The organism is Kitasatospora sp. NPDC001547 (assembly GCF_042894165.1).
GTDB lineage: Bacteria > Actinomycetota > Actinomycetes > Streptomycetales > Streptomycetaceae > Kitasatospora.
The window spans coordinates 25,710-52,342 of the sequence record NZ_JBIAVL010000037.1; the positions used below are offsets into that span (position 1 = coordinate 25,710).

A 26,633-nucleotide genomic window follows, 5' to 3' on the forward strand; every position below is an offset into this window, starting at 1 on the left:
CCACATGCCACCGGCGTCCGTTAGCGTAGTGGCTCTGCGGGTCTTGAGGAGATAAGGGTACGGTGACTAATTTGTCGATTCCCCCCGAGCCGGCCCGTATCCGCCGCTCCGGCACCCGAATTGTCGGCCGTGCCCTGACCTGCGCCGTCTTCGCGCTCGCCGGTCTGCTCTTCTACATCAGCGCGCAGACCGCCCGCGGCACCGACCTGCGGACCGACAACTCGCTGCTGAGCCTCGGCGACGTGGTCCGCCAGCGCAGCGCGCAGAACCAGCAGGCGCAGTCCCAGCTCGCCGACCTCCAGGCCCGCGCCCAGCAGCTCACCGAGCAGCAGGGCCACGACCCCGCCGACGCCGTGCGGCTGGACGGCCTGCGCACCGGCGCCGCGCTGGAGCCGCTCCAGGGCGGCGGCCTGACCGTCACCCTCAACGACGCCCCGCCGAACGCCACCGCGCGCATCCCCGGGGTGCCCGAGCCCGGCGTCAACGACCTGGTGATCCACCAGCAGGACATCCAGGCCGTGGTCAACGCGCTGTGGCGGGGCGGCGCCGAGGGCGTGCAGGTGATGGACCAGCGGCTGATCTCCACCAGCGCCGTCCGCTGCGTCGGCAACACCCTGCTGCTCCAGGGCCGGGTCTACTCCCCGCCGTACGTGGTCAAGGCGGTCGGGCGGACCGACGCCCTGCGCTCGGCCGTCGAGGCGGACCCGACGATCCGCAACTACCTCCAGTACGTCCAGGCGTACGGGCTGGGCTGGAAGGTCCAGGAGAGCGGCGAGCTGACCCTGCCCGGCTACTCCGGCACCACCGAACTGCGGTCGGCGGGCGGGCAGCAGTAGCGGACCTGCCCCGCGGCCGTGGACGGCGGGTCTACTCTTTAACCCAGTCCGCTGCGTCGAGGGAGCACCATGTACGGCTGGATCTGGCGTCACCTCCCGGGGAACACCCTGGTCCGGTCCGTCATCTCGCTGCTCCTCGTCCTGGGGATCGTCTACCTCCTCTTCACCTACGTCTTCCCGTGGGCGGAACCGCTGCTCCCCTTCGGCGACGTCACAGTGGACGGCGGCGACGGCGCCGCGACCGGCTGAGCCGGCGGGCCCGGCACTCCCTTCCAGCACCGCATCCCACGGAGACCACGCGCGCATGACGACCCGGCCGACGACCCCGCCCCGCATCCTGGTGGTGGACAACTACGACAGCTTCGTCTTCAACCTGGTCCAGTACCTGTACCAGCTCGGCGCCACCTGCGAGGTGGTGCGCAACGACGAGGTGACCGTCGAGCACGCCGTCCGCCGCTCCGGCGCGGAGGGTTTCGACGGGGTGCTGCTCTCCCCCGGGCCCGGCGCCCCGGAGGAGGCCGGGGTCTGCATCGAGATGGTGCACCACTGCGCCCGGATCGGGCTGCCGGTGTTCGGCGTCTGCCTGGGCCTCCAGTCGATCGCGGCCGCGTACGGCGCGGTGGTCGGCCGGGCGCCCGAGCTGCTGCACGGCAAGACCTCGCCGGTCGAGCACGAGGACGGCGGGGTCTTCGAGGGCCTGCCCTCGCCGCTGACCGCGACCCGCTACCACTCGCTCGCGGTCGAACCGGCCACCGTGCCGGCCGAGCTGGTGGTCACCGCACGCACCGCGAGCGGCGTGATCATGGGCCTGAGGCACCGTGAACTGCCGGTCGAGGGCGTGCAGTTCCACCCCGAGTCGGTGCTCACCGAGGGCGGTCACCGGATGCTCGCCAACTGGCTCGCGGAGTGCGGCTTCCCGCAGGCGGTCGACCGGTCGGCCGGGCTCGCCCCGGTGATCGGCCGGGGCTGACCGGCGTGACCGCGCTGCGTCCGGAGGGGCGCTTCCAGCCGGAGGCGGACCGGTACGGCACCGTGCAGCAGTACGGCGGGCCCGGGTACCAGGGACGGGACGAGGGCACCGGCGGAGCGCCGTACCAGCAGGACTACCCGGCGCAGACCGCGCCCGAGGACGCCTGGGGCGTGTACGAGCAGGCCCAGGAGCCCATCGTGGACGGGCCCGAGTACCCCTGGCTGCCCGACCAGACCCTCCAGCTGCGACTGCCCGCCGACCTCGGCGGGCCGGCCGCCGAACCGGCGCCGACTGGCGGCCGGGCCGAGCGCCGCCGCGCCGCCCAGGGCCGCACCTCGCTGCGCTCCGGCAGCGGCCGGCGCCGGGCGGGCGGCCGGGCCGCCGGACGGGTGCGCCCCAAGGAGTCCCTGCTGGTGGTGGCCGCCAGGGGCGTCGGCGAGCTGTGCATCTCACTCGGCGTGGTGATGCTGCTCTTCGTCGCGTACCAGCTCTGGTGGACCAACGTGCAGGCCGACGCGGCCGCCGACGGCGCCCGCAACCAGCTGGAGCAGCAGTTCGACGCGGTCGCGCCGCCCGTCCAGCCGGGACAGCCCGGGCCGCCGGCCCCGGACCCGAACAAGCCCGAGGTGTTCGAGCCCAACAAGGGCTTCGCCATCATCCACCTGCCCAAGCTGGGGCTGAAGTTCCCGATCGCCGAGGGCACCTCCAAGTCGGCGGTGCTCGACAAGGGCCTGGTCGGCCACTACGCCGGCACCGGGATGCCGGGCGACAAGGCGGGCAACTTCGCGCTGGCCGCCCACCGCAACACCCACGGCGAGCCGTTCCGGTACATCAACCAGCTCGGCAAGGGCGACAAGATCGTGGTGGAGACGGCCGCCGGCTACTACACCTACGAGGTCACCGGAAGCATCCCGGAGACCTCCCCCAACAACGTGAGCGTGATCAAGCCGGTGCCGAACGGAGCCGGGTACGCCGGCCCCGGCCGCTACATCACGCTGACGACCTGTACCCCGGAATTCACCTCGAAGTTCCGTCTCATCGTCTTTGGCAAGATGATCGAGGAACGGCCGCGTGCCCAGGGCAAGCCGGCCGCGATCACGGGCGGGTAGCCGCCCGGCCCGGAGGGGGAGCACGCAGATGCAGGACGAGACCGCGCAGTCGGCCGAACCGGCGCGGGAGGCCTCTTTGCCGCCGGAGCGGACGGCCGGGCGGGGACGGAGCGGGGCGCTGGCCGCGCTCGGGGTCTTCGGCGAGCTGCTGATCACCCTGGGCCTGGTGCTCGGCCTGTTCGTGGCCTACTCGCTGTGGTGGACCAACGTCCAGGCGGACCGCTCCGCCTCGGCCGCCGCCGACCGGCTGCGCAGCAGCTGGGCCGCGGGCCCGGCCCCCGGCTCCCCGGCCGCGCCCGGCGCCGCCCCGGCCCCCGGCGCGTCCGGCACCCCCGGTGCTCCCGGAACCGGAACCGCCGGTGCGTCCGGTGCCTCCGGCGCCGTGCCCGCGCCCGGGCAGTTCGCGGTGGGGGCCGACGTGGGCTTCCTGCACGTCCCGGCGATGGGCCGGAACAACCAGGTGCTGATCCGGATGGGCACCTCCGCCGAGGTGCTGGACGACGGCGTGGCGGGCGTCTACGAGCAGCCGTACCGGGCCGCCATGCCCTGGGACCAGGAGGGCAACTTCGCGCTGGCCGCCCACCGGGACGGCCACGGCGCGAAGTTCCACGACCTGGACGCCGTCCACAAGGGCGACGCGGTCGTGGTGGAGACCAAGGACAAGTGGTACGTCTACAAGGTCGACAGCACCCTGGCGGAGACGTCCAAGTACGACACCGGCATCGTGGCGCCCGTCCCGGCCCGATCCGGCTACGCCGGCCCCGGCCGCTACATCACCCTGACCACCTGCACCCCGGTGTACACCTCGCGCTACCGGATGGCCGTCTGGGGCAGCCTGGTGCGGGTGGACGACATGGACGCCAAGCGCACCCCGCCGCCGGAGCTGCGGCGCTCCTGAAGCCGCCGCACGGCCCTCCCGACGGGTCGGGGCGAGGAAATGCCCGAGGGCCCGCCGCTGGTGTCGCGGCGGGCCCTCGGGCGTGCTCCGGACTGCTTCTCCTCCGGCTCAGTCGAACCAGGGGAATATCGGAGGCTTAGTGGTCCCCTTTGGGGGGTGTGGTGGTGGGGTCGCCCCCTTTGGTCGGCTCGGCCGCCTTGGTGTAGAGCTGGATCTGGGTGTTCGGGTCGACCATGGTGCCGGCCGGCGGGTTGCTCTGCTGGACGGTCGCGTTCGGGTCCGGCGGACCGCTGGCCACGGTGTAGCCCAGGCCGAGCTTCGACAGCGTGCTGATGGCGTCCGACAGCTTGACGTTCGCCAGCGGCGGGACCTGGACCTTGTCCGGCGCCTTGTAGATGGTCAGCGAGATCTTGGTGTTGGCCGGGGCCTTGGTGTTGGCCGGGACCGACTGCGAGGCGACCGTGTTGACCTTGCTCGGGTCGGGGGCCGCCACGGTCTTCGTGGCGTCCACCTGGAAGCCGAGGCCCTGGAGGGTGGTCTGCGCGTCCTCCTTCTGGGAGCCGACCACGTTCGGGACGTTCACCTTGGCCTTGCCCTGCGACACGGTCAGCTTGATCGCGGTGCTCGGGTCGACGGCCGCGTTGGCCGCCGGGTCCTGGCCGGTGACGGTTTCCTGCGGGGCGTTGTCGTCGTCCTTGTACTCGGTGGTGACGTTGGCGAAGCCGGCGTCCGCGAGCAGCTTGACGGCCTGGTCCTTGGTCTTGCCGGTCACGCCGGGGACCGGCGCCTTGGCCGGGCCGGAGGAGACCTGCACCGTGATGGTGGCGTTCTCGGCGACCTGCAGGCCCGCCCCCGGGTTCTGGGTGCAGACCTGGTCCTTCTTGACGTTGGCGTCCGGGCAGGCGACCTTCTCGCCCTCGGCCACCACGAGCTTCGAACCGGCCGCGGCGGCGGCCGTCTTGGCCTCGGCCAGGGTCTTGCCGACCAGGTTCGGCGCGGTGACCTTCGCGGCGTCCTTGCCGCCCTTGTCGCCGAACATCGCCTGGGCGACGAAGAAGGTGCCCACCAGGACCAGCACGGCGGCCACCGCCAGCACGATCCACGAGGTGTTGCTCTTCTTCGGCTGGTCCTCGCCCCGTCGGCCGCCGCCGCGGCCGTAGCCGTCGTCGTAGCCGTCGTTGCCGCCGCCCGCGGCGCCGGCGTAGGTCTGGCCGTAGCCGTCGTCCTGGTAGCCGCCCTGCTGCCCGTAGCCGGGCTGCCCGGAGGCCTGCGGCAGGACGGTGGTCGGGCCGCCGCCGGGCTGCTGCGGCAGCACGTTGGTCTGGCCGTACGGGTCGTGCTGCTGCGGGTAGCCGTTCTGGTCGTAGCCGTAGCCGGCCGCGCCCATGCCGTACGCGGCCTGCTGGGCGGCGGCCACCGGCAGGCCGTCGAGGAAGCGCTCGATGTCGTCGCGCATCTCGTCGGCGCTCTGGTAGCGGTAGTCGCGCTCCTTGGCGAGCGCCTTCAGCACGATGGCGTCGATCTCGGGGCGCACCTCGGGGTCGAAGACCGACGGCGGCTGCGGCTCCTCCCGGACGTGCTGGTAGGCCACCGCGACCGGCGAGTCGCCGACGAACGGCGGGCGGACGGTCAGCAGCTCGTAGAGCAGGCAGCCGGTGGAGTAGAGGTCGGAGCGGGCGTCGACCTGCTCGCCCTTGGCCTGCTCCGGGGAGAGGTACTGGGCGGTGCCGATGACGGCCGAGGTCTGCGTCATGGTCATCCCGGCGTCACCCATCGCACGGGCGATGCCGAAGTCCATGACCTTGACGTTGCCCTGCCGGGTCAGCATCACGTTGGCCGGCTTGATGTCGCGGTGCACGATGCCGGCCCGGTGCGAGTACTCCAGGGCCTGGAGGATGCCGATGGTCATCTCCAGCGCGCGCTCGGGCAGCAGCCGGCGGCCGGAGTGCAGCAGCTCGCGCAGCGTGGACCCCTCGACGTACTCCATCACGATGTACGGGATGGAGATGCCGTCGATGTAGTCCTCGCCCGTGTCGTACACGGCGACGATCGCGGGGTGGTTCAGGGACGCCGCCGACTGTGCCTCGCGGCGGAAGCGGGCCTGGAACGACGGATCCCGGGCCATGTCGGCCCGGAGCGTCTTCACTGCGACGGAGCGGCCGAGCCGGGTGTCATGGGCGAGGTACACCTCGGCCATGCCGCCGCGCCCGAGGACGCCGCCGAGCTCGTACCTGCCGCCGAGGCGACGAGGCTCTTCCATAGATCCGACCCTCTCCCTCACCCGCCGGTGAGGTTGTGACGTAGGTGTCCCCGCACGCTCTGGGTGACGCCGCGCGGTCCGCGACCGGTTCTCCGGCCGGGCCGTGCGGTGCCTCGCGGGCGGCAACGGGCACACCCGCTGCTGGCGGATACGCTACCGGTCGTACCGCATCGGGCCGGAGTCAGCCGTCGGCCGATATCAGACCGGTATCCGGACGGGGCTGTCGATCGTGACATTCCCCTCACCCCGGATCGCGCTCCTACTTGCCGAGTGCGGCCTGCATCACCGCCTTGGCGATCGGGGCCGCGAGCCGGCCGCCGCTGATGCCGTCGCGGTTCTGGGAACCGTCCTCGACCACCACGGCGACCGCGACCGACTGGCCGTCCGAGGTCTTGGCCCAGGACGTGAACCAGGCGAACGGCAGCCCGGCGTTGTCCTCGCCGTGCTGGGCGGTGCCGGTCTTGCCGCCGACCTGGAGGCCGGGGATCTGGGCGTTCTTGCCGGTGCCGTTCTCGACCACCGAGACCATCAGGTCCTGCATCTTCTGCGCGGTGGCCGGGCTCATCGGCTGGGAGAACTGCTTCTCGGTGTGCTTGGAGATGGTGGTCAGCGAGGCCGAGCGCTCCTGGTCCACCAGGTACGGCTGCATCAGGCTGCCGTTGTTGGCGATCGCGGCGGAGACCATGGCCATCTGGAGCGGGGTGGCGCGGGTGTCGTGCTGGCCGATCGAGTCCTGGGCGGTGCCGTCCAGGCTGGGGCTGTCCGGGAAGACGCTCTTCTCGGACCGGATCGGGGTGTCGATCGTGCTGTTGAAGCCGAACTTCTCGGCCTGCGCGCGCATCCGCTCCTTGCCCAGGTCGGCGCCCATCTTGGCGAAGACCGTGTTGCAGGACTGGTCCATCCCGGACTTGACGGTGGCGTTCTCGCAGCGCTCGTTGGGGCTCTCGTTCTTCAGCTGGGTGGTGGTGTACGGCAGGATGTACGGCTCCGGCGTGTCCGTCGCGTCGTCGATGCCCTGGTACCGGCCGTTCTCGAACGCCGCGGTCGCGGTGACCAGCTTGAAGGTCGAGCCGGGCGGATAGGTCTCCTTCAGCGCCCGGTTGAGCATCGGCTTGTTCGGGTCCGCGTTGAGGTCCGTCCAGGCCTTGGTGTCGGCGTCGTCGCCGCCGGCGAAGGTGCCCGGGTCGTAGGAGGGCGTGGAGACCAGCCCCAGGATCGCGCCGGTCTTCGGGTCGAGGGCGACCACCGCGCCCTTCTTGTTGCCCATGGCGTCGAAGGCGGCCTTCTGGACCTTGGCGTTGATCGTGGTGACGACGTCGCCGCCGCGCTTCTGCTCGCCGGTCAGCATGTCCAGGGTGTTGCGGAAGAACAGCCGGTCGTCGGTGCCGGAGAGGATGCCGTCCTCCAGGTTCTCCAGCTGGTTGGAGCCGTAGGCCTGGGAGGAGTAGCCGGTCACCGGGGCGTACATCGGGCCGTCGACCCAGGCCCGCTTGTACTTGTAGCGCAGGCCGTTGACGTAGTCGGACTTCGTGACCGGCTGGCCGCTGACGATGATGTTGCCGCGCGGGTGGGCGTACCGGTCGTACAGCTGGCGCTTGTTGTTCTTGTTGGTCGCCCAGGACTCGGCCTGGACGCCCTGCACCCAGTTGGTGCGCACCATCAGGGCCAGGATCAGGACGAGGCAGAAGATCGAGACCCGGCGGATCGGCTTGTTCATCGGGCGGGTCCTCCCTGGCCCTCGGGGGCCGGGGCCGGTTCGGCCCCGGGGCGGCGGGCGCTGTCGCTGATCTTCAGCAGGATCGCGACCAGCGCCCAGTTGGCGACCACGGACGAACCGCCCTGCGCGAGGAACGGCATGGTCATACCGGTGAGCGGGATCAGCCCGGTGACACCGCCGGCCACGACGAACACCTGGATCGCCATCGCCGAGGAGAGGCCGACGGCGAACAGCTTGCCGAACGGGTCGCGGGCGGCGAGCGCGGTACGCAGACCGCGCTGGACCAGCAGCGCGTACAGCAGGAAGATCGCCATCAGGCCGGTCAGCCCGAGCTCCTCGCCGAAGGAGCCCAGGATGAAGTCGCTCTTGGCGGCGAACGCGATCAGCCAGGAGCGGCCCTGGCCGAGACCGGAGCCGGTGACCCCGCCGGAGCCGAGCGCCATCAGCGACTGGCCGATCTGCTCGGTGGCGCCCTTCGGCGGGTGCGGGCCGAAGGCGGCCATCGGGTCGAGCCAGGCGTTGATGCGGACCTTCACGTGGCTGGCCGTCGAGGCGACCGCGACCGCGCCGCCGACCGACATCAGCAGGCCGAACAGGATCCAGCTGGTCCGCTCGGTGGCGACGTAGAGCATCACCACGAACAGGCCGAAGAACAGGAAGGACGTGCCCAGGTCGTTCTCGAAGATCAGGATCAGCAGGCTGAGCAGCCAGATCACGATGATCGGGCCGAGGTCGCGGCCGCGCGGCAGGTACAGGCCCATGAACCGGCGGCTGGCCAGCGCCAGGGCGTCCCGCTTGACCATCAGGTAGCCGGCGAAGAACACCGTCAGGACGATCTTGGCGAACTCGCCGGGCTGGATGGAGAAGCTGCCCAGCCGGATCCAGATCTTGGCGCCGAAGTCCTCCGCCCGGGACGGGAAGAAGGCCGGTGCCGCGAGCAGCACCAGGGCCACCACCATCGAGATGTAGGTGTAGCGCTGGAGCACCCGGTGGTCCTTCAGCAGCACCATCACCGCGATGAAGCCGGCGATCCCGAGGCCCGACCACATCAGCTGGTTCTCGGCCGCAGGGTAGTTGCCCCTGAGCAGCTTGCCCGCCTTGTCGAGCCGCCAGATCATCACCACCCCCAGCCCGTTGAGCAGGGTGGCGATCGGCAGCATCAGCGGGTCCGCGTACGGCGCGAAGCGGCGCACCAGCAGGTGCGCGACCACCGCCAGGGCGCCCATGCCGAGGCCGTAGCCGAGCATGCCGACGGGCAGCTTGCCGTCCATCGCGAGGCCGACGTTGGCGTACGCGAGGACCGGCAGCACCACCGCGAAGACCAGCATGGCCAGCTCGGTGTTGCGCCGGTTGGGCGCCTCCTGGGGGGAGATCGTGGTGTTGCCCCGCCGGCGGGGGACGGCTCGGTCGGCCGCCGCCCGGCGCCGGCCGGGCCGGGTGGACTCTTCGCTCAGGTCGTAGCTGCTCACGTGGTGACCGCTCCCTGACGGCCGGCAAGCCCGCTCGGGGCGGGCCCATGGCTGATCACGGACGTCACTGCTTCGGGCAGGAGTTGGCCCGGCTGAGTTCCTCTTCGGACAGCGGGGCCTGGTCGCCCTGCGCGCCGGCCGCCGGAGGTGTGGCGTTCGGCGCCGGGGCGGGTGCCGCCGGCGCGGTCGGCGTCGGCGTCGGGGTGGCCGCGGGTGCGGTGGTCGGCGCCGCCGCGGCCGGGCCGCGGTTCTTCTCGGTCGGGGTGGGTGTGGCGGCCGGGTACACGGCCTGCACCGCCTGCACCGCCTGCACCGCCGGCGTGGCCGGCGGGGTGGCCGGGGTGGTCGCCTTCGCGGCCCGCTGGCAGAGCTGGACCCAGCCGTCGAGGTCGTTGACCGTCGACTGGGCGTCCTTCATGCTGCCGACCGAGATGGTCTTCCGCACGTGGGCCTGCTGGTCCTCGGGCAGCCACTTCAGCTGGATCCGGCTGTACGAGGAGTGCACCGAGGACAGGCTCAGACCGGCCAGGTTCTGGTTGATGCCCTGGTAGATCGCGACGTGGTCGTCCTGGGTGCCGACGTAGTACTGGTCCTGGGTCCACCGGTAGCCGAACCAGCCGGCGCCGCCGAGCAGCCCGAGCGTGACCAGGGCGGCCAGCGAGACCGTCAGGCCCTTGCGCCCGCGCTTGGCGGGGCGCTCCGCGCCGGCCTCCTCGGTGCCGTACACCGAGGGCTCGCCGGAGCCGTACTCGCCCTCGTAGCCCTCGGCGGGGCCGAAGCCGCCCTGGGCGGCGCCGTAGCCCTCCTCGTAGCCCTCGGCCGGGCCGAAGGCGCCCTGCGGGCCGCGGCCGAGGCCGGCGGCGCGGCCGGCCGGGGTGTCCGCGATCGAGCGGTCGGCGGCGGCCGAGGACGGCGGGGCGTCGGCGACCGCGCCGACCACCACCGGGACGTCGTTGAACTGACCGCTCATGGTGTCCGTGGCGCCGACGTCGATGACGTCCGCCACGATGCAGGTGATGTTGTCCGGACCGCCGCCGCGCAGGGCGAGCTGGATCAGCTCCTGCACGGTCTGCTCGGGCGAGTAGTAGCTGCCGAGGGTGTCCTGGAGGGTCTGGTGGCTGACCGGGCCGGAGAGGCCGTCGGAGCAGATCAGGTAGCGGTCGCCGGCCCGGACCTCGCGGATCGACAGGTCGGGCTCGACCTGGCCGCGGCCGTCCAGCGCCCGCATCAGCAGCGAGCGCTGCGGGTGGGTCTCGGCCTCCTCGGGCGTGATCCGGCCCTCGTCGACCAGGCGCTGCACCCAGGTGTGGTCCTGGGTGATCTGCACCAGGGACCCGTCGCGCAGCAGGTAGGCGCGGGAGTCGCCGACGTGCACCAGGCCCATCCGCTGGCCCGTCCACAGCATGGCGGTCAGGGTGCAGCCCATGCCCTCCAGCTGCGGGTCCTCCTCGACCATCTGCCGGAGCCGGTCGTTGGCGCCCTGGACGGCGTCGCCCAGCAGGGTCAGCAGGTCGGCGCCCGGCACGTCCTCGTCCAGCCGGACGATCGAGCCGAGCACCTCGGAGGAAGCGACCTCGCCGGCCGCGGCGCCGCCCATGCCGTCGGCCACGGCCAGCAGCCGCGGCCCGGCGTAGCCGGAGTCCTCGTTCCCCTCCCGGATCAGTCCCTTGTGGGAGCCGGCGGCGAAGCGCAGCACCAGGGTCATGCGACCTGTGCCCCCCTCTGGGTCATGGACGGGATGCTGTCCCTCATGCGCTACTACTTCCGCAGTTCGATGACGGTCCTGCCGATACGGATCGGCATGCCCGGCTGGAGCGGGGTGGGCGCGGTCAGGCGCTGCCGGTCCAGATAGGTGCCGTTGGTGGAGCCTAGATCCTCGACCGTCCACTGCCCAGTCTGATCCGGATAGATCCTGGCATGCCGGGAGGACGCGTAGTCGTCGTCCAGCACGATGGTGGAGTCGTGCGCGCGGCCGAGCGTGATGGTCTGGCCCTGGAGCGCCACCGTGGTGCCGGCCAGCGAGCCCTGCACCACGACGAGCTGGGTCGGGCCGCCGCGGCGGCGCCCGCCGCCGCCCTGGGTCTGGCCCGCCGCGGGGGCGGCCTGCGGGGGTGCCGCGGCGCGTGCGGCGGCCACGGTGGCCGCGCCGGCGCCCGTCGTGGCGCTCGCGCCGCGACGGGAGGACCGCGGGTTCACCTTGGTGCCGAACAGGTCGCTGCGGATCACCTGGACCGCGACGATGACGAACAGCCACAACACGGCCAGGAAGCCCAGCCGCATGACCGTGAGGGTCAGTTCTGACATGACCGTCCCGCCAGTCGGTGAGCGAGGCGCGCGAACAATTCGGACACTACCCTTCGACCTGCCGGTAGACGATGGTGGTGGAGCCCACGACGATTCGCGAGCCGTCGCGGAGCGTAGCGCGCTGGGTGTGCTGTCCGTCCACCACGATGCCGTTGGTGGACCCCAGGTCGAGCACCATCGAAGGGGTGCCGGGCCGGATCTCGGCGTGCTTGCGGGAGACCCCGGGGTCGTCGATCCGCACGTCCGCCTCGGTCGACCGGCCGAGCACGCAGGCCGAGCCGGTGATCTGGTGCCGGGCGCCGTTCACCTCGACCCAGCGGCGCATCCCGGCGCCGCCGTGGCCCGCGCCGGGGAAGGCGCGGACGTTGCCGCCGGCGGGCGCGGGCGGGCCGGGGGGCATCGCGGGGGGCGCGGCCGGCGGCGGGGGCGCGTTGTACTGGCCGGCGCCGGTCTGCTGCCACGGTGCGCCGGGGGCCTGGGCGGCCGGCGGCCGGTCGTAGCCGGGCTGCTGCGGCGCGTACTGCTGCTGCTGGGGCTCCTCGGCGGCCAGGGTGCGGCTGCGCACCCGGTACAGCCCGGTGTCCAGGTCGTCGGCCTTCTCCAGGTTCACCTGGAGCGGGCCCATGAAGGTGTACCGCTGGGCCTCCGCGTACTCGCGGACCATGCCGGCCAGCTCGGTGCCCAGCTGCCCGGAGTAGGGGCTGAGCCGCTCGTGGTCGTGCGGGCTCAGCTCGACGATGAAGTCGTTCGGCACGACGGTGCGGTCGCGGTTCCAGATGCTCGCGTTGTTGTCGCACTCGCGCTGCAGCGCTCCGGCGATCTCCACGGGCTGGACCTCGGACTTGAACACCTTGGCGAAGGTGCCGTTGACGAGACCCTCGAGCCGCTGCTCGAACTTCTTCAGCACTCCCATGGGGCACCCCCTTCCAGGGTTCGTTCGCCTGCCTGCCGGCCGGATCCCGCCCGGGACCCGGTCGCGCCTCCTACTTGCGGTACTTCCGTACTGATCGTATCCACGCCGGGCCCTTCCGTACGGTTCCCGGACCGTGTGGTGCCCGGGGGTGGGCTCGGACACACAGGGTGACGCATTTCGGGTACGGCACGCCAGGTGTGCCCGTCGGAGCACCCTTCCGATGGTCGTACGGGTGTTCGTCGGGCATCGGTTCGGATGCCGTCGGCGTCCCCGGACAACGGATTCGGAGCAGCCCCCCAGGTCGTGCTAATGTTTTCCACGTCGGAAGGGCCGCCCGGAAGGGAGGCCGGACCAAGGAAGTGCGAAGTACCGATGGTACCGAGCAGTTCGGAGGAACGGTCGGCAACGAGGACAACACCCATGCGCGGGTGGCGGAATAGGCAGACGCGCTGGATTCAGGTTCCAGTGCCCGAAAGGGCGTGGGGGTTCAACTCCCCCCTCGCGCACAGCGAAGCCCCGCAGATCTACGGATCTGCGGGGCTTTCTCGTTGTCCGCTCCCGGTGGGTGCCGGGGCGGCCGGGCCGCCGGTTCGCCGCCGGGCCGGGGCAGCCCCGGTCAGCCGCGGTCGGCGGGGAGTTCGGCGCGGACCGCGAAGCCGCCGTCCGGGGTCGGCCCGGCGGTGAGGGTGCCGCCCAGCAGCTGGGCGCGCTCGCGCAGGCCGACCAGGCCGTGGCCGCCGCCCGGCAGGATCTCCTCCGGGTGCCCCGGCGGGGCGTCGTTGCGGACCTCGACCCGCAGCCGGCGGCCCTTCGCCCGGACCCGCACGTGCACCGTCGCCTCCGGGGCGTACTTGGTGATGTTGGTGAGCGCCTCCTGGACGGTGCGGTAGGCGGCCCGCTCGACCGCCTCCGGCCACGGGCGGTCGCCGGGGACCAGCTCGGTGTCGGCGGCCAGCCCGCTCTCCTCGATCAGCCGGGGCAGGTCGGCCAGCCGGGGCTGGGGGGCGAGCGGGGCGTCCGGCAGCCCGCCGGTGCCGCGCAGCACCCCGACCATCTGGCGCAGCTCGTCCAGGGTCCGTACGGACAGTTCGCGGATGGTGCGGGCGGCGGTCACCGCGGCCGGGTCGCTGCTGCTCACCTGGAGCGCGCCGGCCTGGATGCTGATCAGGCTGACCTGGTGCGAGACCACGTCGTGCATCTCCCGGGCCAGCCGGCCGCGCTCGCTGATCAGCACCCGCTCGGCCAGCAGCCGGCTCTCCCGCTCCTGGCCCCGGGTCAGCTGGTCCAGGCGGGCGGCCAGCTCCCGCCGGGTGCGGGCGAGCAGACCGGTGGCGGCCGGGCCGGCCGCCAGCATCACGGCCTGGATGGCGTCCAGCGCGGTGGCGCGGCTGAGGTCGAGGACGCCCTCGGGCAGCGGCCAGTGGAAGAACTCGACCAGGGCGAACAGGATGCCGCCGGGGACCACGACCCGGGGGCGGGGGCGCTCGGCGGCCACCGAGTAGACGGCCGTTATCGGGGCCAGCCAGATCGCGTCCACCCAGCTGCCCGGCATGGTGAGCAGCAGGACCGTCACCGGGAAGCGGCGGCGCCAGAACAGCGCGACGGCGGCCAGCGTGGACAGCGCCACCTGCCACCAGGCGGCCTCCCGGGCCACCAGGGCGGCGTCCAGCAGGGAGTAGAGGACGGGCAGCAGCAGCATCAGCCAGGGGGCGGTGCACCAGGCCGGCAGCCGTCTGGACGGCAGTTGGTCGACGATGGTCATGCCCCGTCGCCGGGCTTGGGCCGGACCAGACCGGCCCGGTGGGCCAGGACGGCGGCCTGGACCCGGTTGGCGGCGCCGAGCTTGCCGAGGATCGCGCTGATGTGGTCCTTGACCGTGCCGGTGCCGAGGAAGAGCCGGTCGGCGATCTCGGCGTTGGACAGGCCCTCGCCGAGCAGCGAGAGCACGTCGAGCTCGCGGCCGGTGAGGGTGCGGGCCAGCGCGGTGGCCTCGGCGTCCGGGCCGCCGCCGTCCACGTAGCCGCCGATCACCGTGCGGGTGACGGTCGGGGAGAGGATGTTGCCGCCGGCCGCGAGCACCCGGACGGCGTGCACCAGCTGCTCGGGGGCGGTGTCCTTGAGCAGGAAGCCGGCCGCGCCGGCCCGCAGCGCGGTGCCGATGTACTCGTCGGTGTCGAAGGTGGTGAGCATCGCCACGGCGGGCGGGTCGGGCAGGGCGCGCAGGCGGCGCAGCACCGAGATGCCGTCGAGGTCGGGCATCCGGATGTCGAGCAGCACCACGTGCGGGCGCAGCCGCTGGACGTGCTCCTCGGCCTGACCGCCGGAGCAGTCGCCGACCACCTCCAGGTCGGTGGCGGAGCCGACGATCAGGCCCAGGCCGGAGCGGACCAGGATCTCGTCGTCGACGATCAGCACGCGGGTGGTGGTGATGGTGGCTCCTCGGTTCGGGCGGCCGGGTCGAGGCGGTCCGCGTGGGTCGTTTCGAGAGTAGGGCCTGCGGCCCGGGTCCGGTCGGATCGGGACGCGGCGCCGGGGGCGTCCACCCCCGCCGTTCGGCGGGGGTCGGAATCCGCTACCCGGTTCACGCAAATCTCAGGTTCGGTGGGGAAACATGGAGTTGGCTGACCCTTTTCCGGCCGCTTATCCACCTCGGGCGGTCGGCCGGGTGAGGTCGCCGACCAGGCCGTCGGGCCCGAGCGGGCGCCCCGCGGCGGCCCTCTCGCGGATGCGCCCCACCACCTGATCGTTTGGAATTGAGCTGTGTCGTCCACTGTGAAGTCGGAGCCGTCCGCCACGTCCCCCGGCCCCCGGCTCGGTGACGCGCTCGACCGCTGGCGTCCGAGGGCCGCCGCGGCCTCCGTCTGGTACCTGCGGCTGATCGCCCTGCTGAACGTGGCGACGGTGCTGCTGGTGCCCTTCCGCGACCAGGTCTACGAGCACAACGAGGGTGAGTACTTCACCCCGTACCTGATGACCGCCGGCCTCGCCAGCGCGGTGCTCTCGGTGTTCCTGGCGATCGCGATGCGGCGGCGCAAGCGGGCCGCGTGGATCTTCAACACGGCGCTCGGCGGCATGTTCGCGCTGCTGTACCTGACGGCCATGGTGGTGCCGGGCGAGAGCTTCGACACCCACCCGCTCAACTACGTCTCCACCGTCCTGACCTGCCTGTTCGTGCTGGCGCTGCTGATCGGGCGCCGGGAGTTCACGTCCAAGGGCGACAGCTCCAACCCGAAGACCGCGGCGGCCACCTTCGTCGGCGGGCTGGCGTTCGGCGGCGGCGTCGGCGCGCTGCTGGTCTGGCTGACCAACGAGCTGTCCGGGGCCGGCTTCTGGGACCTGTTCCGGTACTCCGTCGGCCGGATGATCACGATCACCCCGTCCGAGCACCTGCGCTCGGTGATCTCCGCGCCGACCTGGGTGAACGCCGCGATCAACTTCATGGGCGCGGTGCTCTTCCTGCTGGTGCTGTACGTGGCCTTCCGCAGCCCCCGCGGCAAGGAACTGCTCACCGCCGAGGACGAGGCCAGGCTGCGGGGCCTGCTGGACAAGCAGGGCGAGCGGGACTCGCTGGGGTACTTCGCGCTGCGCCGGGACAAGGCGGTGGTCTTCTCCCCCAGCGGCAAGGCGGCGGTCACCTACCGGGTGATCGGCGGGGTGTCGCTGGCCTCGGGCGACCCGATCGGCGACCCGGAGGCCTGGCCGGGCGCGATCGACGCCTGGCTGTCCGAGGCCCGGGAGCACGCCTGGGCGCCGGCCGTGATGGGCGCCTCGGAGGAGGCCGGGGTGATCTACGCCCGGCACGGGCTGGACGCGCTGGAGCTGGGCGACGAGGCGATCGTCGAGCTGGACGAGTTCTCGTTGGACGGCCGGGCGATGCGGGTGGTCCGGCAGGCGTACAACCGGGTCAAGCGGGCCGGGTACACGGTGCGGATCCGCCGCCACGAGGACATCTCGGAGGCGGAGATGGCCGAGCTGGTGGCCAAGGCCGACGAGTGGCGCGACGGGGCGACCGAGCGCGGCTTCTCGATGGCGCTGGGCCGGCTCGGGGACCCGGGCGACGGCCGCTGCGTGATGCTGGAGTGCCACGACGGCGACGGTGAGCTCAAGGCGCTGCTGAGCTTCGTGCCGTGGGGCCCGGACGGGCTGTCGCTGGACCTGATGCGCCGGGCCCGGGACACCGAGAACGGCCTGATGGAGTTCATGGTGATCGAGCTGCTGCAGCGTGCCGAGGAGGTCGGGCTGAAGCGGGTGTCGCTGAACTTCGCGATGTTCCGCTCGGTCTTCGAGCGCGGTTCGCGGCTCGGTGCCGGTCCGGTGCTGCGGCTGTGGCGCTCGATCCTGGGATTCTTCTCGCGCTGGTGGCAGATCGAGTCGCTGTACCGCGCGAACGCCAAGTACCGGCCGATCTGGGAACCGCGTTACCTGCTCTTCGAGAAGAGCAGCGAGATTCCGAGGATCGGCATCGCGAGCGCCCGCGCCGAGGGTTTCATCGTCGCGCCCAGCCTGCCCGCCCTGTTCCGCCGCCGGCACGCCCGGGCCGCCGTGGTGGCGCCCCGGGTCCCGGTGGCGGCCCGGGACGGGAAGGGGTAGCCCTCCGCCGGGGGGCGGAGGGGGCCGGGCGGTCGAAATGGGGGGCTGATGGGGGGACCGCCTCCCCCCAGAGGATGACCCGGCTCCACATCCGTGCCGATGTGGCTTTGTCAAGAGGCTTCTAATGTCGGAGTGTCGAGAGTTCGGGGATTCGGAGAAACGGCTGTGATGAACAGGACCCACGCGGGGGGCGTGCGAAAGGGGCCGCTGGCAATCGCCGGATCGGCCGCTGTCGCCGAGTGGGGAACGTTGTTCGCGACGGTCCGGGACGCGGTGGTGCGCAAGAAGTTCGCCGCCGTTCCGCTGGCCACGGCGGCGACTTTTCTGATCCTGCTGTTCAGCATCGTCCAGCACCTGCCGGGCGGCGAGCGTTTCGTCAACAACATCGGGGTGGTGCGGGCGGCGCTGCCGCTGGAGGTCTCGCTGCTTCGGACCCCGCTCTCCCTGTACGTGCCGGCGCTGGACCTTCCGGTCTGGGGTGCGCTGGCCCAGGTGTTCGTGGTCTTCGCGATCGCCGAGATCGTGCTCGGCCGGCGGATGACCCTGGTGGTCGCCTACACCTGCACCCTGGCGGGCACGCTGTTCGCTCGGGTCGGCGTGGCGATCGGGCCGCACCACCTGTTCGGCTTCCCGAAGTGGGTCGCCTACGTGCGGGACACCGGGCCTTCGGCCGCGGTGGTGGCCCTGGCGATCTGCATCGCCTTCCGCTGCCGGGCCTGGTTCACCGGCGGCCTGGTGGTGGCGGTGATGATCGGCGAGGCGGTCGTGCTGCCGAACCTGGCCGGTCTGGAGCACGTGGTCGCGGTGGTCACCGCACTGCTGATCGCCGTCTCGGTCGAGGTCTTCGGGGACTTCTGGCCGAGGGTGCTGGCCGGGGTCGGCGCCGCCGCCTCGGTGGCCGCGGCCGCCTCGATGGAGGTCGCGGTGGAGGCCGGGCGGCGCCGCCGGGCGGGGGCCGTCATCCCCTGACGGGTGTCGATCGTTCCGCCGGCCGCGTACGGGTGCCCGTACGCGGCCTTCCGGTCTCCGGGGGCGGCCGTCAGGAGTGCGGGAACGGGAGCTCGAACCAGACGACCTTGCCCACCGCCTTGCGGGCGGTGCCCCAGCGTTCGGCGAGCTTGGTGACCAGGGTGAGGCCGCGGCCGGTCTCGCCGAGCTGCTCGGCCGGTTCCAGCGAGGGCAGGTTGTGGTTGTCGTCGCTGACCTCGACCAGCAGCTTGTCCACCCGGATCAGCTGGAGCTTCACGGTGTCCCGGGCGACCCGCACCGCGTTCGTCACCAGCTCGCTGACCAGCAGTTCGGTGGTGTCGCTGAGCGCCTCCAGGTGCCAGCCGGCCAGCTGCTCGCGGACCAGCGAGCGGGCCCGGCGGACCTCGCGGTGGTCCACGGTGAGGTCCCAGGTGGCCACCTCGGACGGGGCGACCCCGTCGAAGCGGGCCACCAGCAGGGCGACGTCGTCCTTGCGGTCGTCCGAGTGCAGCCGCCGCAGCACCTCGTCGCAGGCCTGCTCGGGGCTCTGCCGGGGGTCGATCAGGTTGCCGCAGAGCGCGGCCAGGCCGGCTCCTATGTCCCCGCCCCGGACCTCGACCAGGCCGTCGGTGCAGAGCACCAGCATCGAGCCGTCCGAGACGTCGATGGTCTTGGCGACGAACGGCACCCCGCCGACGCCGATCGGGGCGCCGGCCGGGATCTCCAGCAGCTCGCCGGTGCCGTCCGGGTGCACCAGGACGGGCGGGACGTGGCCGGCGCTGGCCAGCTCGCAGGTCCGGTTGATCGGGTCGTACACCGCGTACAGGCAGGTCGCGAGGTGGTCGTCGCCGAGCTTGTGGGCCAGGTTGTCCAGGTGGCGCAGCAGCTGGCCGGGCGGCAGGTCCAGGGCGGCGAGGGTCTGCATGGCGGTGCGGAAGCGGCCCATCGCGGCCGCCGAGTGCAGGCCGTGCCCCATCACGTCGCCGACCACCAGGGCGACCCTGCTGCCGGGCAGCTGGATCGCGTCGAACCAGTCGCCGCCGACCTCGGCCTTGGGGTCGCCGGGCAGGTAGCGGTGGGCGATCTGCACGCCGGGGATCTGCGGCGGGCGGGTCGGGATCATCGAGCGCTGCAGGGTGGTGGCGACCCGGGCCTCGGCGCGGTGCAGCCGGGCGTTGTCCAGCGACAGCGCGGCGCGGACGGCCAGCTCCTTGAGGGTCGCGGCGTCGCTCTCGTCGAAGGGGGCGCGGTCCGGCAGCCGGAGCAGCTTGAGGATGCCCAGCACGGTGCCGCGGGCGGAGAGCGGGACGACCAGCATCGAGCGGCCGGAGACCACCGGGGCCAGCCGGGCGCCGCCGAGCGCGATCGCGTAGTCCACCGCGACGTCCGCGCTGATCACCGGGACCAGCACCGGCTGGTTCAGCTGCAGGGCCATCCCGGGCGGGGTGCGGCGGGGCATGCTGACCAGCGAGCCCTCGGAGAGCACGTGGTCCCAGGCGCCGCCGGTCTCGTTGTAGACCAGCGCGACCCGGCGCAGCATGGTGTCGTCGTCCGGGCGGACGGCCGGCAGCTCGGAGTCCGAGATCAGCCCGTCCACCAGGTCCACGCAGGCGAAGTCGGCGACCCGGGGGACCAGCACCTGGCACAGCTCGTGGGCGGTGAAGCCGAGGTCCAGTGTGGTGCCGACCTTGCCGCCGACCTCGTTCAGCAGGGCCAGCTGCTCGCCGGCCTGCCCGTTGGTGAGGAACGGGCTGAGCCGTCCGCCGGGCAGGCCCTCGCCGGTGGCCGGCGCGGGCACCGGGACCGGGACGGGGACGACGGTGGTCGGGGTCCGGTCGGCGGGCAGTGGCGGGTGGCCGTCGGCGGACGGCTCGACGGCGGTGCGTTCGATGGCGGCAGCTCCTCCGGTGGGCGGGGGCGCCTCCCGGCCGGAGGCGGGGGGAAGGCCGGACGGGCCGCCGACCGCGGCACCGCCGACGGCGGCCACCGGCCGGACGGCGGACGGGACGGGGAACGGGACGGCGGTCGGGACGGGGAACGGGGCGGCGGGACGCTCGGCGGCCTCGCGCTGGACGGGCAGCGGGCCGGGCGGCCGGCGACCGGGCGCGCCCGGCTCGGACTGCGCCGGGCCGACCCGGGCGGCGCGCTGCTGGGGCGTCGGGTAGCGGCGGCCGAGGCCGGCGGCCGCGTGCGCCGTACCGGTCTGCGCGTCGGCGGGCAGCACCGGCAGCACGGTGGCCGGGTCCAGCCGCAGGGCGGGCAGCCCGCCCCGGTCCAGCGCGGCCAGCAGGGCCGGGCGGTGGGCGACCGGCAGCAGCCGGGCCAGCGGCTCGGGCACCGGTCGGCCGGCCGGGGTGAGCGCCGCGGCCAGGGCGTGGAAGCCGCCCCGGGTGCCGGGTGCGGCGGCGAAGGGCAGCAGCCGCTCGCCGAGCGCGAGCCGCGGCCCGCCGGCGCGCAGCGGCCGGGCGTCGGCGGCCAGCGCCAGCAGCCCGCCGGACGGGCCGGGTAGCGGGTAGGCCCACCAGAACACGTCGCGCTGGTGCTCCTCGCGGTCGGTCACGGTCAGCCGGCCGACCCAGGGCCGGCCGTCGGCGGTCCGCTCGGCGAGCGTGTCGAACGCGTCGCAGGGGCGGCGGACGGAGCGGCGTTCGAGCACCCGCGACTCCAGGGCGGGCAGCAGGCCGGAGGCCGGGCGGTCGTGGGCGACGTCGGCGCGGTGGCCGAACAGCTCCTCGGCGGCCCGGTCCCACCGGGCGATCCGGCCGGCCCGGTCGACCAGGACGGGGGCGAGCCGGACCAGGGCGGCCACCCCCGCCGGGTGGTCGCCCGGCGCGGTTCCGTCACCCGCCGGCCGCGGTGTGGAGTTGGAATGGGCCACCATGGATTCGCTCTGCTCCCGCCTGGCCGCCGCGCCCGGGGGCGGCCGTGTCTTCCGAGGAGGGCACGCTGTGCGGATACCAGCGAAGCACGGACCGGGCCGGGCCCGTCACCGAAACGGGGAGATTGCCCAGGATCGGTTGTGTGTCGTGCACCGCACGCCGGTCCGTACCCCCGGTTCACCCGGACGGGGCCCGCGACCACGGCGGTAGGCTGGCAGGCCGGACCGCCCTCGCGGGTGGCCCGCAGGACGCAGCCGGCCGGACGAGACAGAGGCGAGAAGTGAGCGCGCAGAGCCCCGCCCGCTGGACGGACCCGGAGCAGCAGGAGCTGGAGGAGCGGGTCGCCGCCGCCGAGCTCGCCTGGCTCAGCATGGACGTGGACGTGCAGACGCTGCGGGTCGAGATCGACAACTTCGCGCTGATCCACCACCAGCTGCTCGGCCCGCTCTACGCCCGGCTGGACGAGCTTGACGCGCTGGTCGCCGAGGCCGTGGCGGCCCGCACCGGCCGGCCGGAGGACCTGCGCCGGGCCGCCGAGGCGCGCCGACAGGTCGAGGAACTGCCGGACCTGGACGCCCTGTTCGACTCGGTGCGGGAGCAGTCCGGCCCGGACGGGGAGGCGGCCCCGCCGCCGCCCGCCGCGCCGGAGCGGGTGCGGCCCGGCAAGGACGCCCAGCGGATCTACCGCGAACTGGTCCGCCGCGCTCACCCCGACCTGACCACCGACCCGGCCGAGCAGCAGCGCCGGGCCGCCTTCCTGGTCCGGGTCAACGAGGCCTACGCGTACGGGGACGCGGCCGCGCTGGGCGCGCTGGCCGCCGAGTGGTCCACCGCGCCGGAGGCCGCGCCCGCCGTCGACGCCCCCGACCGCGGGGACTGGCTGCGCCGCCGGCTGGACTGGCTGACCGCCAAGATCACCGAGACCGCCACCGAGCAGGTCCGGCTGGAGCAGACCCCGATGGGCCAGCTGCTCGCCCTCGCCCCGCAGGACCCGGACCGGCTGCTGGAGCAGCTCGCCGAGGAGCTGCTGGCCAAGGCCGCCGAGCGGCAGGCCGAGCTGCAGCGCCTGCTCGGCGGCCCGGCCCCGGCGGACGGCCCGTCCTCCGGTGCCCACGGCCCCGCGCCGGTGGGCGACAATGGCACGCACCCGAGCGAATCCCAGGAGAGCCACACGATGTTCCCGCAGATCCCCTCCGCCGACGCCGCCGCCGTGCCCGCCGACGCCGCCCTGCTGGACGTGCGCGAGCAGGACGAGTGGGACGCCGGCCACGTGGACGGCGCGCTGCACATCCCGATCGGCGAGGTGATCGCCCGCCTCGGCGAGCTGCCGGACGAGAAGCTGTACGTGCTCTGCCGGGTCGGCGGCCGCTCCGCGCAGGTCGTCCAGTACCTGGTGCAGCAGGGCCGGGACGCGGTGAACGTCGACGGCGGGATGCACGCCTGGCAGGGTGCCGGCCGTCCGATGGTGAGCAGCACCGGCCAGGAGGCCTTCGTCCTCTGACGGCCCGGCAGCCGCCCGGCCGTAGGGCAGGATGGGCGCGCGAGCGCGCCGGCACCGGGCCGGCGGCGCCCGCCGACCGGGCGGGGAGGCCATGACCGAGACCACGGACCGGCCGGCTGCCGGGCGGGCCTGGTCCAGGCCCGCGCAGCTGGTCCTCGGTTTCGCCGGGGCGGTGCTGACCGGGGGCACCGGGCTGTTCCTCGCCGCGGTGTTCCTGCACGTGGCGCCCGCCAACTCGGTGTCCCGGCAGTACCGGGAGGCGGTCGACGGCGTGGTGTACCCGGAGTTCGAGCAGAACTGGAAGCTGTTCGCGCCCAACCCGCTCCAGCAGAACGTGAGCGTGGACGCCCGGGTCCGCACCGCCGCCCCCGGCGGGGCCGCCCGCACCCACGACTGGATCGGGCTGACCGCTCAGGACCTCGCCGCGATCCGGGGCAACCCGGCACCCAGCCACGTCGAGCAGAACCTGCTGCGCCGGGCCTGGGACTTCTACGACGGCACGCACAGCCCGCAGGACGAGACCCCGGCCTCCCCGCGCGGCAGGCTCGCCGAGCAGTACCTCAAGCGGATCGCCCTGCAGCGGATCGGCCGGACGGCGGACGGCGAACGGGTCCTGGAGATCCAGTTCCGGTCGACCGCGGCCACCGTCCCGCCGCCGTCCTGGAGCGGCGAGCCCGCGCCGCCCGCGCCCCGGGTGCGGGAGCTGCCGTGGTGGCCGGTGGCGGACGAGGACTACCGGGGACTGCTCGGATGAACGAGGTGACGGTGCGGGCCGGGCACCCGGACGGGACGGTGCCGCCGGAGGGGGCCGTGCCGCGGCAGGGCGGGACCGGGCGGCCGGTGGAGTCCGGGGCGGCGCCGCCGGCACGCGGACCGCGGACGCCGCTCGGGCGGGCGGCGGAGGCCTTCACCGGGCGGGCGCTCGGCCGGCACCAGGCCGCGGTGGTGCGGATCGGCTTCGGACTGGTCTGGCTCGCCCACCTGCTGCGCGAGTGGCCGCACCGGCGGGTGCTGTACGGCGACCGCTCCCCCTGGTCGGCGGAGCTCGCCGAGCGGCTGCTGGCCGACAACGGGGCGTTCACCGTGCTGCCCTGGTCCGGCGGACGGCTCTGGTTCGAGCTGGTCTACCACCTGGCGGTGCTGGCCGCGCTGGCCGTGCTGCTGGGCTGGCGGACCAGGGCGAGCACGGTGCTGTTCCTGGTCACCGTGCTGTCCCTGCAGAACCGCGACGTCTTCCTCGGCGACGGCGGCGACAACGTCGTCCACCTGATGGCGGTCTACCTGGTCTTCACCCGCTGCGCCGAGGTCTGGTCGCTGGACGCCCGGCGCCGGCGGGCCGGACCGGCCGGTCCGGCCGGGGTGGTGCTCTGGGCGGCGCTCGGCGCCGCCCTGGCGGCCTGTCAGTTCGGCGGCTTCGCCGGGGACAGCCTGACCTGGACCGACCGGGCCTTCCCGTACCTCGGCTGGTCGCCGCTGTTCTGGGGGCTCTGGACGGTGGCCGGACTCTGGTGGACGCTCGGGCGGCTACGGCCGGACGGCGAGCCGCGGGCGGTGCTGGACGCGCTGGCGAACATGGTGCACAACTGCGCGATGCTGGTGATCGCCGTCGAGGTGGTGCTGATCTACGCCACGGCCGGCTGGTACAAGGTGCAGGGCTCGCGCTGGCAGGACGGCACCGCGCTGTACTACCCGCTGCACCTGGACTACTTCACCCCCTGGCCCGGGCTGTCCGCCCTGGTCGGCTCGGCGCTGCTGCCGGTCTTCCTGATCTCGTACGGCACCGTGGTCCTCCAGGTGGCGTTCCCGTTCACGCTGCTCAACCGGCGGGTCAAGAACGTCCTGCTGGCCGTCATGGTGCTGGAGCACGTGGGGATCGCGGTGGTGCTCGGGCTGCCGGTCTTCTCGCTGGCGATGATCGCGGCGGACACGGTGTTCCTGCCGACCGGGGCACTGCTGTGGGCGGCGGCGCGGCTGAGCCGGATCGGACGGAGGTCCGCGCCCCCGGGGCCCTAGGATGTCGCTATGTCCTGGTTCGCCGCACTTCGTGACACCGCGCGGACCGGGCTCACCCTGGACCGGGCGCTCACCGACCCCAAGCGGGCGCTGCGCGGGGCGGTCGCGGTGGCGCTGGTGCTCTTCCCCATCCTCGCGCTCGGCGGGGTCGCGCTCGCCACCTCGGCCGCGATGGGCGCGTTCATCGCCGGCGCGGCCACCTTCCAGCGCAGCTTCCGGCCCCGGGCCAGCCTCGCCGTCGCGGCCGGGGCCGGACTCGGCATCAGCACCTTCCTCGGCTACCTCGCGGCCGGCGTCCCCGGGCTGTTCCCGGTGCTGCTCGCGGTGTGGGCCTTCGGCGCCGGACTGGCCTGGGCGATCGGGCCCACCGCCGGGGTGGTCACCACCAACACCGTCTCGGTGATGCTGATCGTCGTCCAGCTCCCGGTCAGCGCGATCACCGCGCTCGGCCACGGGCTGGTCGCCGCCCTCGGCGGGGTCGTCCAGGCCACCGTCATCACCGTCTGGCCGATCGGCAGCTGGACCGCCCAGCGCGAGGCCCTCGCCGACACCTACGCCGAACTCGCCGACTACGCGCGGCGGTTGCGGCAGGACCCGACCGCGCACGTGGACCCGGAACCGTTCATGACGGCCCGCCACGCGGCTGCCCTCACCCCCTGGCAGGACCGCCACCGGCCGCCCGAACTGCGCGGCCTGCGTGGCATCGCCGAACGCATCCGGCCCACCCTCGCCGCACTCGCCGATCCCAAGGTGGGCGCCCCCGAGGAGGGGCCGGAGCGGGACCGCGCCCGGGAGGTGCTGGCGGCCGCCGCCGAGGTCATGGACGCCCTCGCCCGGGCGGTCCGCACCGGCGACCCGGTCCGGCTCCCCCGCTCCGCGCCCTCGCTCACCCTGGTCGGCTCGGACGACGGGCCGCGGCTCCAGGGGGCGGCCCGGCGCTCCGCCCGGAGGCTCGGCGGGCTGCTGCGGAAGGCCGCCGACACCCTGGACCGCAACGACGAGGACACCATCACCACGCCCGTGGTCGGGGCGGGCGGATCGCTGCGCAAGCCGACCATCGCCCGGATGCTGCCGGTCGCGGCGAGGGCCGTCCGGCGGCAGCTGCAGCCGCGCTCGGCGATCTTCCAGCACGCCGTCCGGCTCGCCGGGGTGGTCACCGTCGCCTACCTGCTGGCCCGGCTCGCCGGGTTCCACCACGGGTACTGGGCGCCGATGACCGCCGCGATGGTGATGCGGCCGGACTTCGCCCAGACCTACAGCCGGGGCGTCGCCCGGCTGGCCGGGACGGTCGTCGGGGTCGCCGTCTCGACCCTGGTGGTGCAGCTCGCCCACCCCGGGGAATGGGTGCTGGCCGCGCTGGCGGTGGTCTGCATCGGCGGGTCGTACCTGGCGTTCCGGACCGGGTACGCGCTCACCACCGTCGGGATCTCCACGTACGTGGTGTTCCTGCTCGGGCTGCAGGAGGGGAACCCGCTGGTGACGGCCGTCGAACGGGTCGGGCTGACGCTGCTCGGCGGGTCGATCGCGCTCGTCACGTACGCGCTGTTCCCGACCTGGCAGACCGCCCGGCTCGGCGAACGGCTCGCCGAGTGGCTGGCGGCGGCCGGACGGTACGCGGGGGCCGTCATCGCCTGCTACGAGGAACCGGCGGGGACCGGCGGGCGGGCGGTGCGGAGCGCCCTGCTGGACTCGCGGGAGGCGCGCTCCGAACTGATCCAGGCGATGCAGCGGGCCGACGCCGAACCGGGGCGGCACGAGTCCGGGCTGGCCGGGGTGAGCCGGCGCCAGATCGACCGGGCCCGGGCGGCGGTCGGGGCGCTCGGGCGGGCGGCGGTGCTGCTGGAGGCCCATCTGCCGGCCGGCGACGCGGAGCCCGTACCGGGGACCGGGGAGTACGCGGAGGAGCTGCGGCTGGCGACGGCGCTGGCGGCGGGGGCGCTGCTGACCGGGCAGGCGGTGGAGTTCGGGGCGGTGCGGGTGGCGCAGGCGCGGTTGGAGGAGGCGTTGGCGGGGGCGCCGGCGGGGGTGCAGCGGGATGTGGTGCGGGCGGGGACTCGGTTGGTGGGGCAGGCTTTGCGGGATTTGGAGCGGGCTTTGCGGGGGTCTTCGGGGGAGGGTGGCTTTCGGGAGGGTGGGGGGCCGGGGGCGGCTCCGGGGGTGGGTGCTGCGGGGGCTGGAGCGTATTGTGACTGCGGGAGCTGGGGT

General features: G+C 73.6%; 20 protein-coding genes and 1 tRNA gene. 12 read left to right on the forward strand and 9 right to left on the reverse strand.

The window, feature by feature from the left end:
* Positions 1-71 precede the first annotated feature (71 nt).
* The 5 genes from ACFY0X_RS35425 to ACFY0X_RS35445 all read left to right on the forward strand — a co-directional run bounded on the left by ACFY0X_RS35425 (position 72) and on the right by ACFY0X_RS35445 (position 3,813).
* Positions 72-836, forward strand: coding sequence for a DUF881 domain-containing protein (locus ACFY0X_RS35425; RefSeq protein WP_387760633.1), 765 nt, complete (start codon positions 72-74; stop codon positions 834-836).
* 69 nt (positions 837-905) lie between these two features.
* A complete protein-coding gene (locus ACFY0X_RS35430) occupies positions 906-1,085 on the forward strand; it encodes a hypothetical protein (RefSeq protein WP_387760634.1) in 180 nt (59 codons plus the stop codon).
* Between the two features lie 55 nt (positions 1,086-1,140).
* A complete protein-coding gene (locus ACFY0X_RS35435; RefSeq protein WP_387760635.1) occupies positions 1,141-1,806 on the forward strand; it encodes an aminodeoxychorismate/anthranilate synthase component II in 666 nt (221 codons plus the stop codon).
* Between the two features lie 5 nt (positions 1,807-1,811).
* Positions 1,812-2,915 carry a class E sortase gene (locus ACFY0X_RS35440; RefSeq protein ID WP_387760636.1) on the forward strand — a complete coding sequence of 368 codons (1,104 nt, stop codon included), beginning with the start codon at positions 1,812-1,814 and terminating at the stop codon, positions 2,913-2,915.
* A 28-nt stretch (positions 2,916-2,943) separates the two neighbouring features.
* Positions 2,944-3,813: a class E sortase gene (locus ACFY0X_RS35445; RefSeq protein WP_387760637.1), complete on the forward strand. Its 870-nt coding sequence runs from the start codon at positions 2,944-2,946 to the stop codon at positions 3,811-3,813.
* Between the two features lie 136 nt (positions 3,814-3,949).
* Here the strand turns inward: ACFY0X_RS35445 and pknB are convergent, their stop codons facing one another.
* The 6 genes from pknB to ACFY0X_RS35475 form a co-directional block, all read right to left on the reverse strand.
* Positions 3,950-6,073 (reverse strand): Stk1 family PASTA domain-containing Ser/Thr kinase, encoded by a 2,124-nt coding sequence (pknB, locus tag ACFY0X_RS35450; RefSeq protein WP_387760638.1) that lies wholly within the window; start codon positions 6,071-6,073, stop codon positions 3,950-3,952.
* A 259-nt stretch (positions 6,074-6,332) separates the two neighbouring features.
* Positions 6,333-7,790: a peptidoglycan D,D-transpeptidase FtsI family protein gene (locus ACFY0X_RS35455; RefSeq protein ID WP_387760639.1), complete on the reverse strand. Its 1,458-nt coding sequence runs from the start codon at positions 7,788-7,790 to the stop codon at positions 6,333-6,335.
* Positions 7,787-9,163, reverse strand: coding sequence for an FtsW/RodA/SpoVE family cell cycle protein (locus ACFY0X_RS35460; RefSeq protein WP_387760652.1), 1,377 nt, complete (start codon positions 9,161-9,163; stop codon positions 7,787-7,789). The genes ACFY0X_RS35455 and ACFY0X_RS35460 overlap by 4 nt, the downstream gene beginning before the upstream one ends.
* A 160-nt stretch (positions 9,164-9,323) precedes the next feature.
* The gene (locus ACFY0X_RS35465; RefSeq protein WP_387760640.1) at positions 9,324-10,964 is read right to left on the reverse strand and encodes a PP2C family protein-serine/threonine phosphatase; all 1,641 of its coding nucleotides are present in this window, start codon (positions 10,962-10,964) and stop codon (positions 9,324-9,326) included.
* A 53-nt stretch (positions 10,965-11,017) separates the two neighbouring features.
* Positions 11,018-11,563: an FHA domain-containing protein gene (locus tag ACFY0X_RS35470; RefSeq protein ID WP_387760641.1), complete on the reverse strand. Its 546-nt coding sequence runs from the start codon at positions 11,561-11,563 to the stop codon at positions 11,018-11,020.
* Between the two features lie 46 nt (positions 11,564-11,609).
* Positions 11,610-12,476: an FhaA domain-containing protein gene (locus ACFY0X_RS35475; protein ID WP_387760642.1), complete on the reverse strand. Its 867-nt coding sequence runs from the start codon at positions 12,474-12,476 to the stop codon at positions 11,610-11,612.
* A 422-nt stretch (positions 12,477-12,898) separates the two neighbouring features.
* Between ACFY0X_RS35475 and ACFY0X_RS35480 the strand changes: the two genes are divergently transcribed.
* Positions 12,899-12,982, forward strand: a tRNA-Leu gene (locus ACFY0X_RS35480).
* A gap of 110 nt (positions 12,983-13,092) precedes the next feature.
* On the opposite strand, the gene ACFY0X_RS35485 is transcribed toward ACFY0X_RS35480, so the two are convergent.
* Together ACFY0X_RS35485 and ACFY0X_RS35490 are read right to left on the reverse strand one after the other, a co-directional pair.
* Entirely contained in the window at positions 13,093-14,238 is a 1,146-nt protein-coding gene (locus tag ACFY0X_RS35485; protein WP_387760643.1) for a sensor histidine kinase, read from the reverse strand.
* Positions 14,235-14,888, reverse strand: coding sequence for a response regulator (locus ACFY0X_RS35490; RefSeq protein ID WP_387760653.1), 654 nt, complete (start codon positions 14,886-14,888; stop codon positions 14,235-14,237). Before ACFY0X_RS35490 ends, ACFY0X_RS35485 begins: the two co-directional genes overlap by 4 nt.
* A gap of 348 nt (positions 14,889-15,236) precedes the next feature.
* Here ACFY0X_RS35490 and ACFY0X_RS35495 point away from each other — a divergent pair, with 348 nt between their 5' ends.
* Together ACFY0X_RS35495 and ACFY0X_RS35500 are read left to right on the forward strand one after the other, a co-directional pair.
* Positions 15,237-17,066: a phosphatidylglycerol lysyltransferase domain-containing protein gene (locus ACFY0X_RS35495; protein ID WP_387760644.1), complete on the forward strand. Its 1,830-nt coding sequence runs from the start codon at positions 15,237-15,239 to the stop codon at positions 17,064-17,066.
* Positions 17,067-17,315: 249 nt separating this feature from the next.
* Positions 17,316-18,035, forward strand: a complete 720-nt coding sequence (locus ACFY0X_RS35500; RefSeq protein ID WP_387760645.1) for a hypothetical protein — start codon at positions 17,316-17,318, stop codon at positions 18,033-18,035.
* Positions 18,036-18,105: 70 nt separating this feature from the next.
* On the opposite strand, the gene ACFY0X_RS35505 is transcribed toward ACFY0X_RS35500, so the two are convergent.
* Positions 18,106-20,916: a SpoIIE family protein phosphatase gene (locus ACFY0X_RS35505; RefSeq protein WP_387760646.1), complete on the reverse strand. Its 2,811-nt coding sequence runs from the start codon at positions 20,914-20,916 to the stop codon at positions 18,106-18,108.
* Between the two features lie 278 nt (positions 20,917-21,194).
* Here ACFY0X_RS35505 and ACFY0X_RS35510 point away from each other — a divergent pair, with 278 nt between their 5' ends.
* The 4 genes from ACFY0X_RS35510 to ACFY0X_RS35525 all read left to right on the forward strand — a co-directional run.
* Positions 21,195-22,415: a rhodanese-like domain-containing protein gene (locus ACFY0X_RS35510; protein WP_387760647.1), complete on the forward strand. Its 1,221-nt coding sequence runs from the start codon at positions 21,195-21,197 to the stop codon at positions 22,413-22,415.
* A gap of 91 nt (positions 22,416-22,506) precedes the next feature.
* Positions 22,507-23,169, forward strand: coding sequence for a DUF5819 family protein (locus ACFY0X_RS35515; RefSeq protein ID WP_387760648.1), 663 nt, complete (start codon positions 22,507-22,509; stop codon positions 23,167-23,169).
* Positions 23,166-24,428, forward strand: a complete 1,263-nt coding sequence (locus ACFY0X_RS35520; protein WP_387760649.1) for an HTTM domain-containing protein — start codon at positions 23,166-23,168, stop codon at positions 24,426-24,428. Before ACFY0X_RS35515 ends, ACFY0X_RS35520 begins: the two co-directional genes overlap by 4 nt.
* A 9-nt stretch (positions 24,429-24,437) precedes the next feature.
* On the forward strand, positions 24,438-26,633 hold a 2,196-nt coding region (locus ACFY0X_RS35525; RefSeq protein WP_387760650.1), incomplete at its 3' end, for an FUSC family protein.

Bases quoted from the DNA above. Each gene is read 5' to 3' on its own strand.
- ACFY0X_RS35430 (WP_387760634.1), top strand. From the start codon at position 906: ATGTACGGCTGGATCTGGCGTCACCTCCCGGGGAACACCCTGGTCCGG.
- ACFY0X_RS35435 (WP_387760635.1), top strand. From the start codon at position 1,141: ATGACGACCCGGCCGACGACCCCGCCCCGCATCCTGGTGGTGGACAAC.
- ACFY0X_RS35445 (WP_387760637.1), top strand. From the start codon at position 2,944: ATGCAGGACGAGACCGCGCAGTCGGCCGAACCGGCGCGGGAGGCCTCT.
- pknB (WP_387760638.1), bottom strand. From the start codon at position 6,073: ATGGAAGAGCCTCGTCGCCTCGGCGGCAGGTACGAGCTCGGCGGCGTC.
- ACFY0X_RS35455 (WP_387760639.1), bottom strand. From the start codon at position 7,790: ATGAACAAGCCGATCCGCCGGGTCTCGATCTTCTGCCTCGTCCTGATC.
- ACFY0X_RS35465 (WP_387760640.1), bottom strand. From the start codon at position 10,964: ATGACCCTGGTGCTGCGCTTCGCCGCCGGCTCCCACAAGGGACTGATC.
- ACFY0X_RS35470 (WP_387760641.1), bottom strand. From the start codon at position 11,563: ATGTCAGAACTGACCCTCACGGTCATGCGGCTGGGCTTCCTGGCCGTG.
- ACFY0X_RS35475 (WP_387760642.1), bottom strand. From the start codon at position 12,476: ATGGGAGTGCTGAAGAAGTTCGAGCAGCGGCTCGAGGGTCTCGTCAAC.
- ACFY0X_RS35485 (WP_387760643.1), bottom strand. From the start codon at position 14,238: ATGACCATCGTCGACCAACTGCCGTCCAGACGGCTGCCGGCCTGGTGC.
- ACFY0X_RS35505 (WP_387760646.1), bottom strand. From the start codon at position 20,916: ATGGTGGCCCATTCCAACTCCACACCGCGGCCGGCGGGTGACGGAACC.
- ACFY0X_RS35515 (WP_387760648.1), top strand. From the start codon at position 22,507: ATGACCGAGACCACGGACCGGCCGGCTGCCGGGCGGGCCTGGTCCAGG.
- ACFY0X_RS35520 (WP_387760649.1), top strand. From the start codon at position 23,166: ATGAACGAGGTGACGGTGCGGGCCGGGCACCCGGACGGGACGGTGCCG.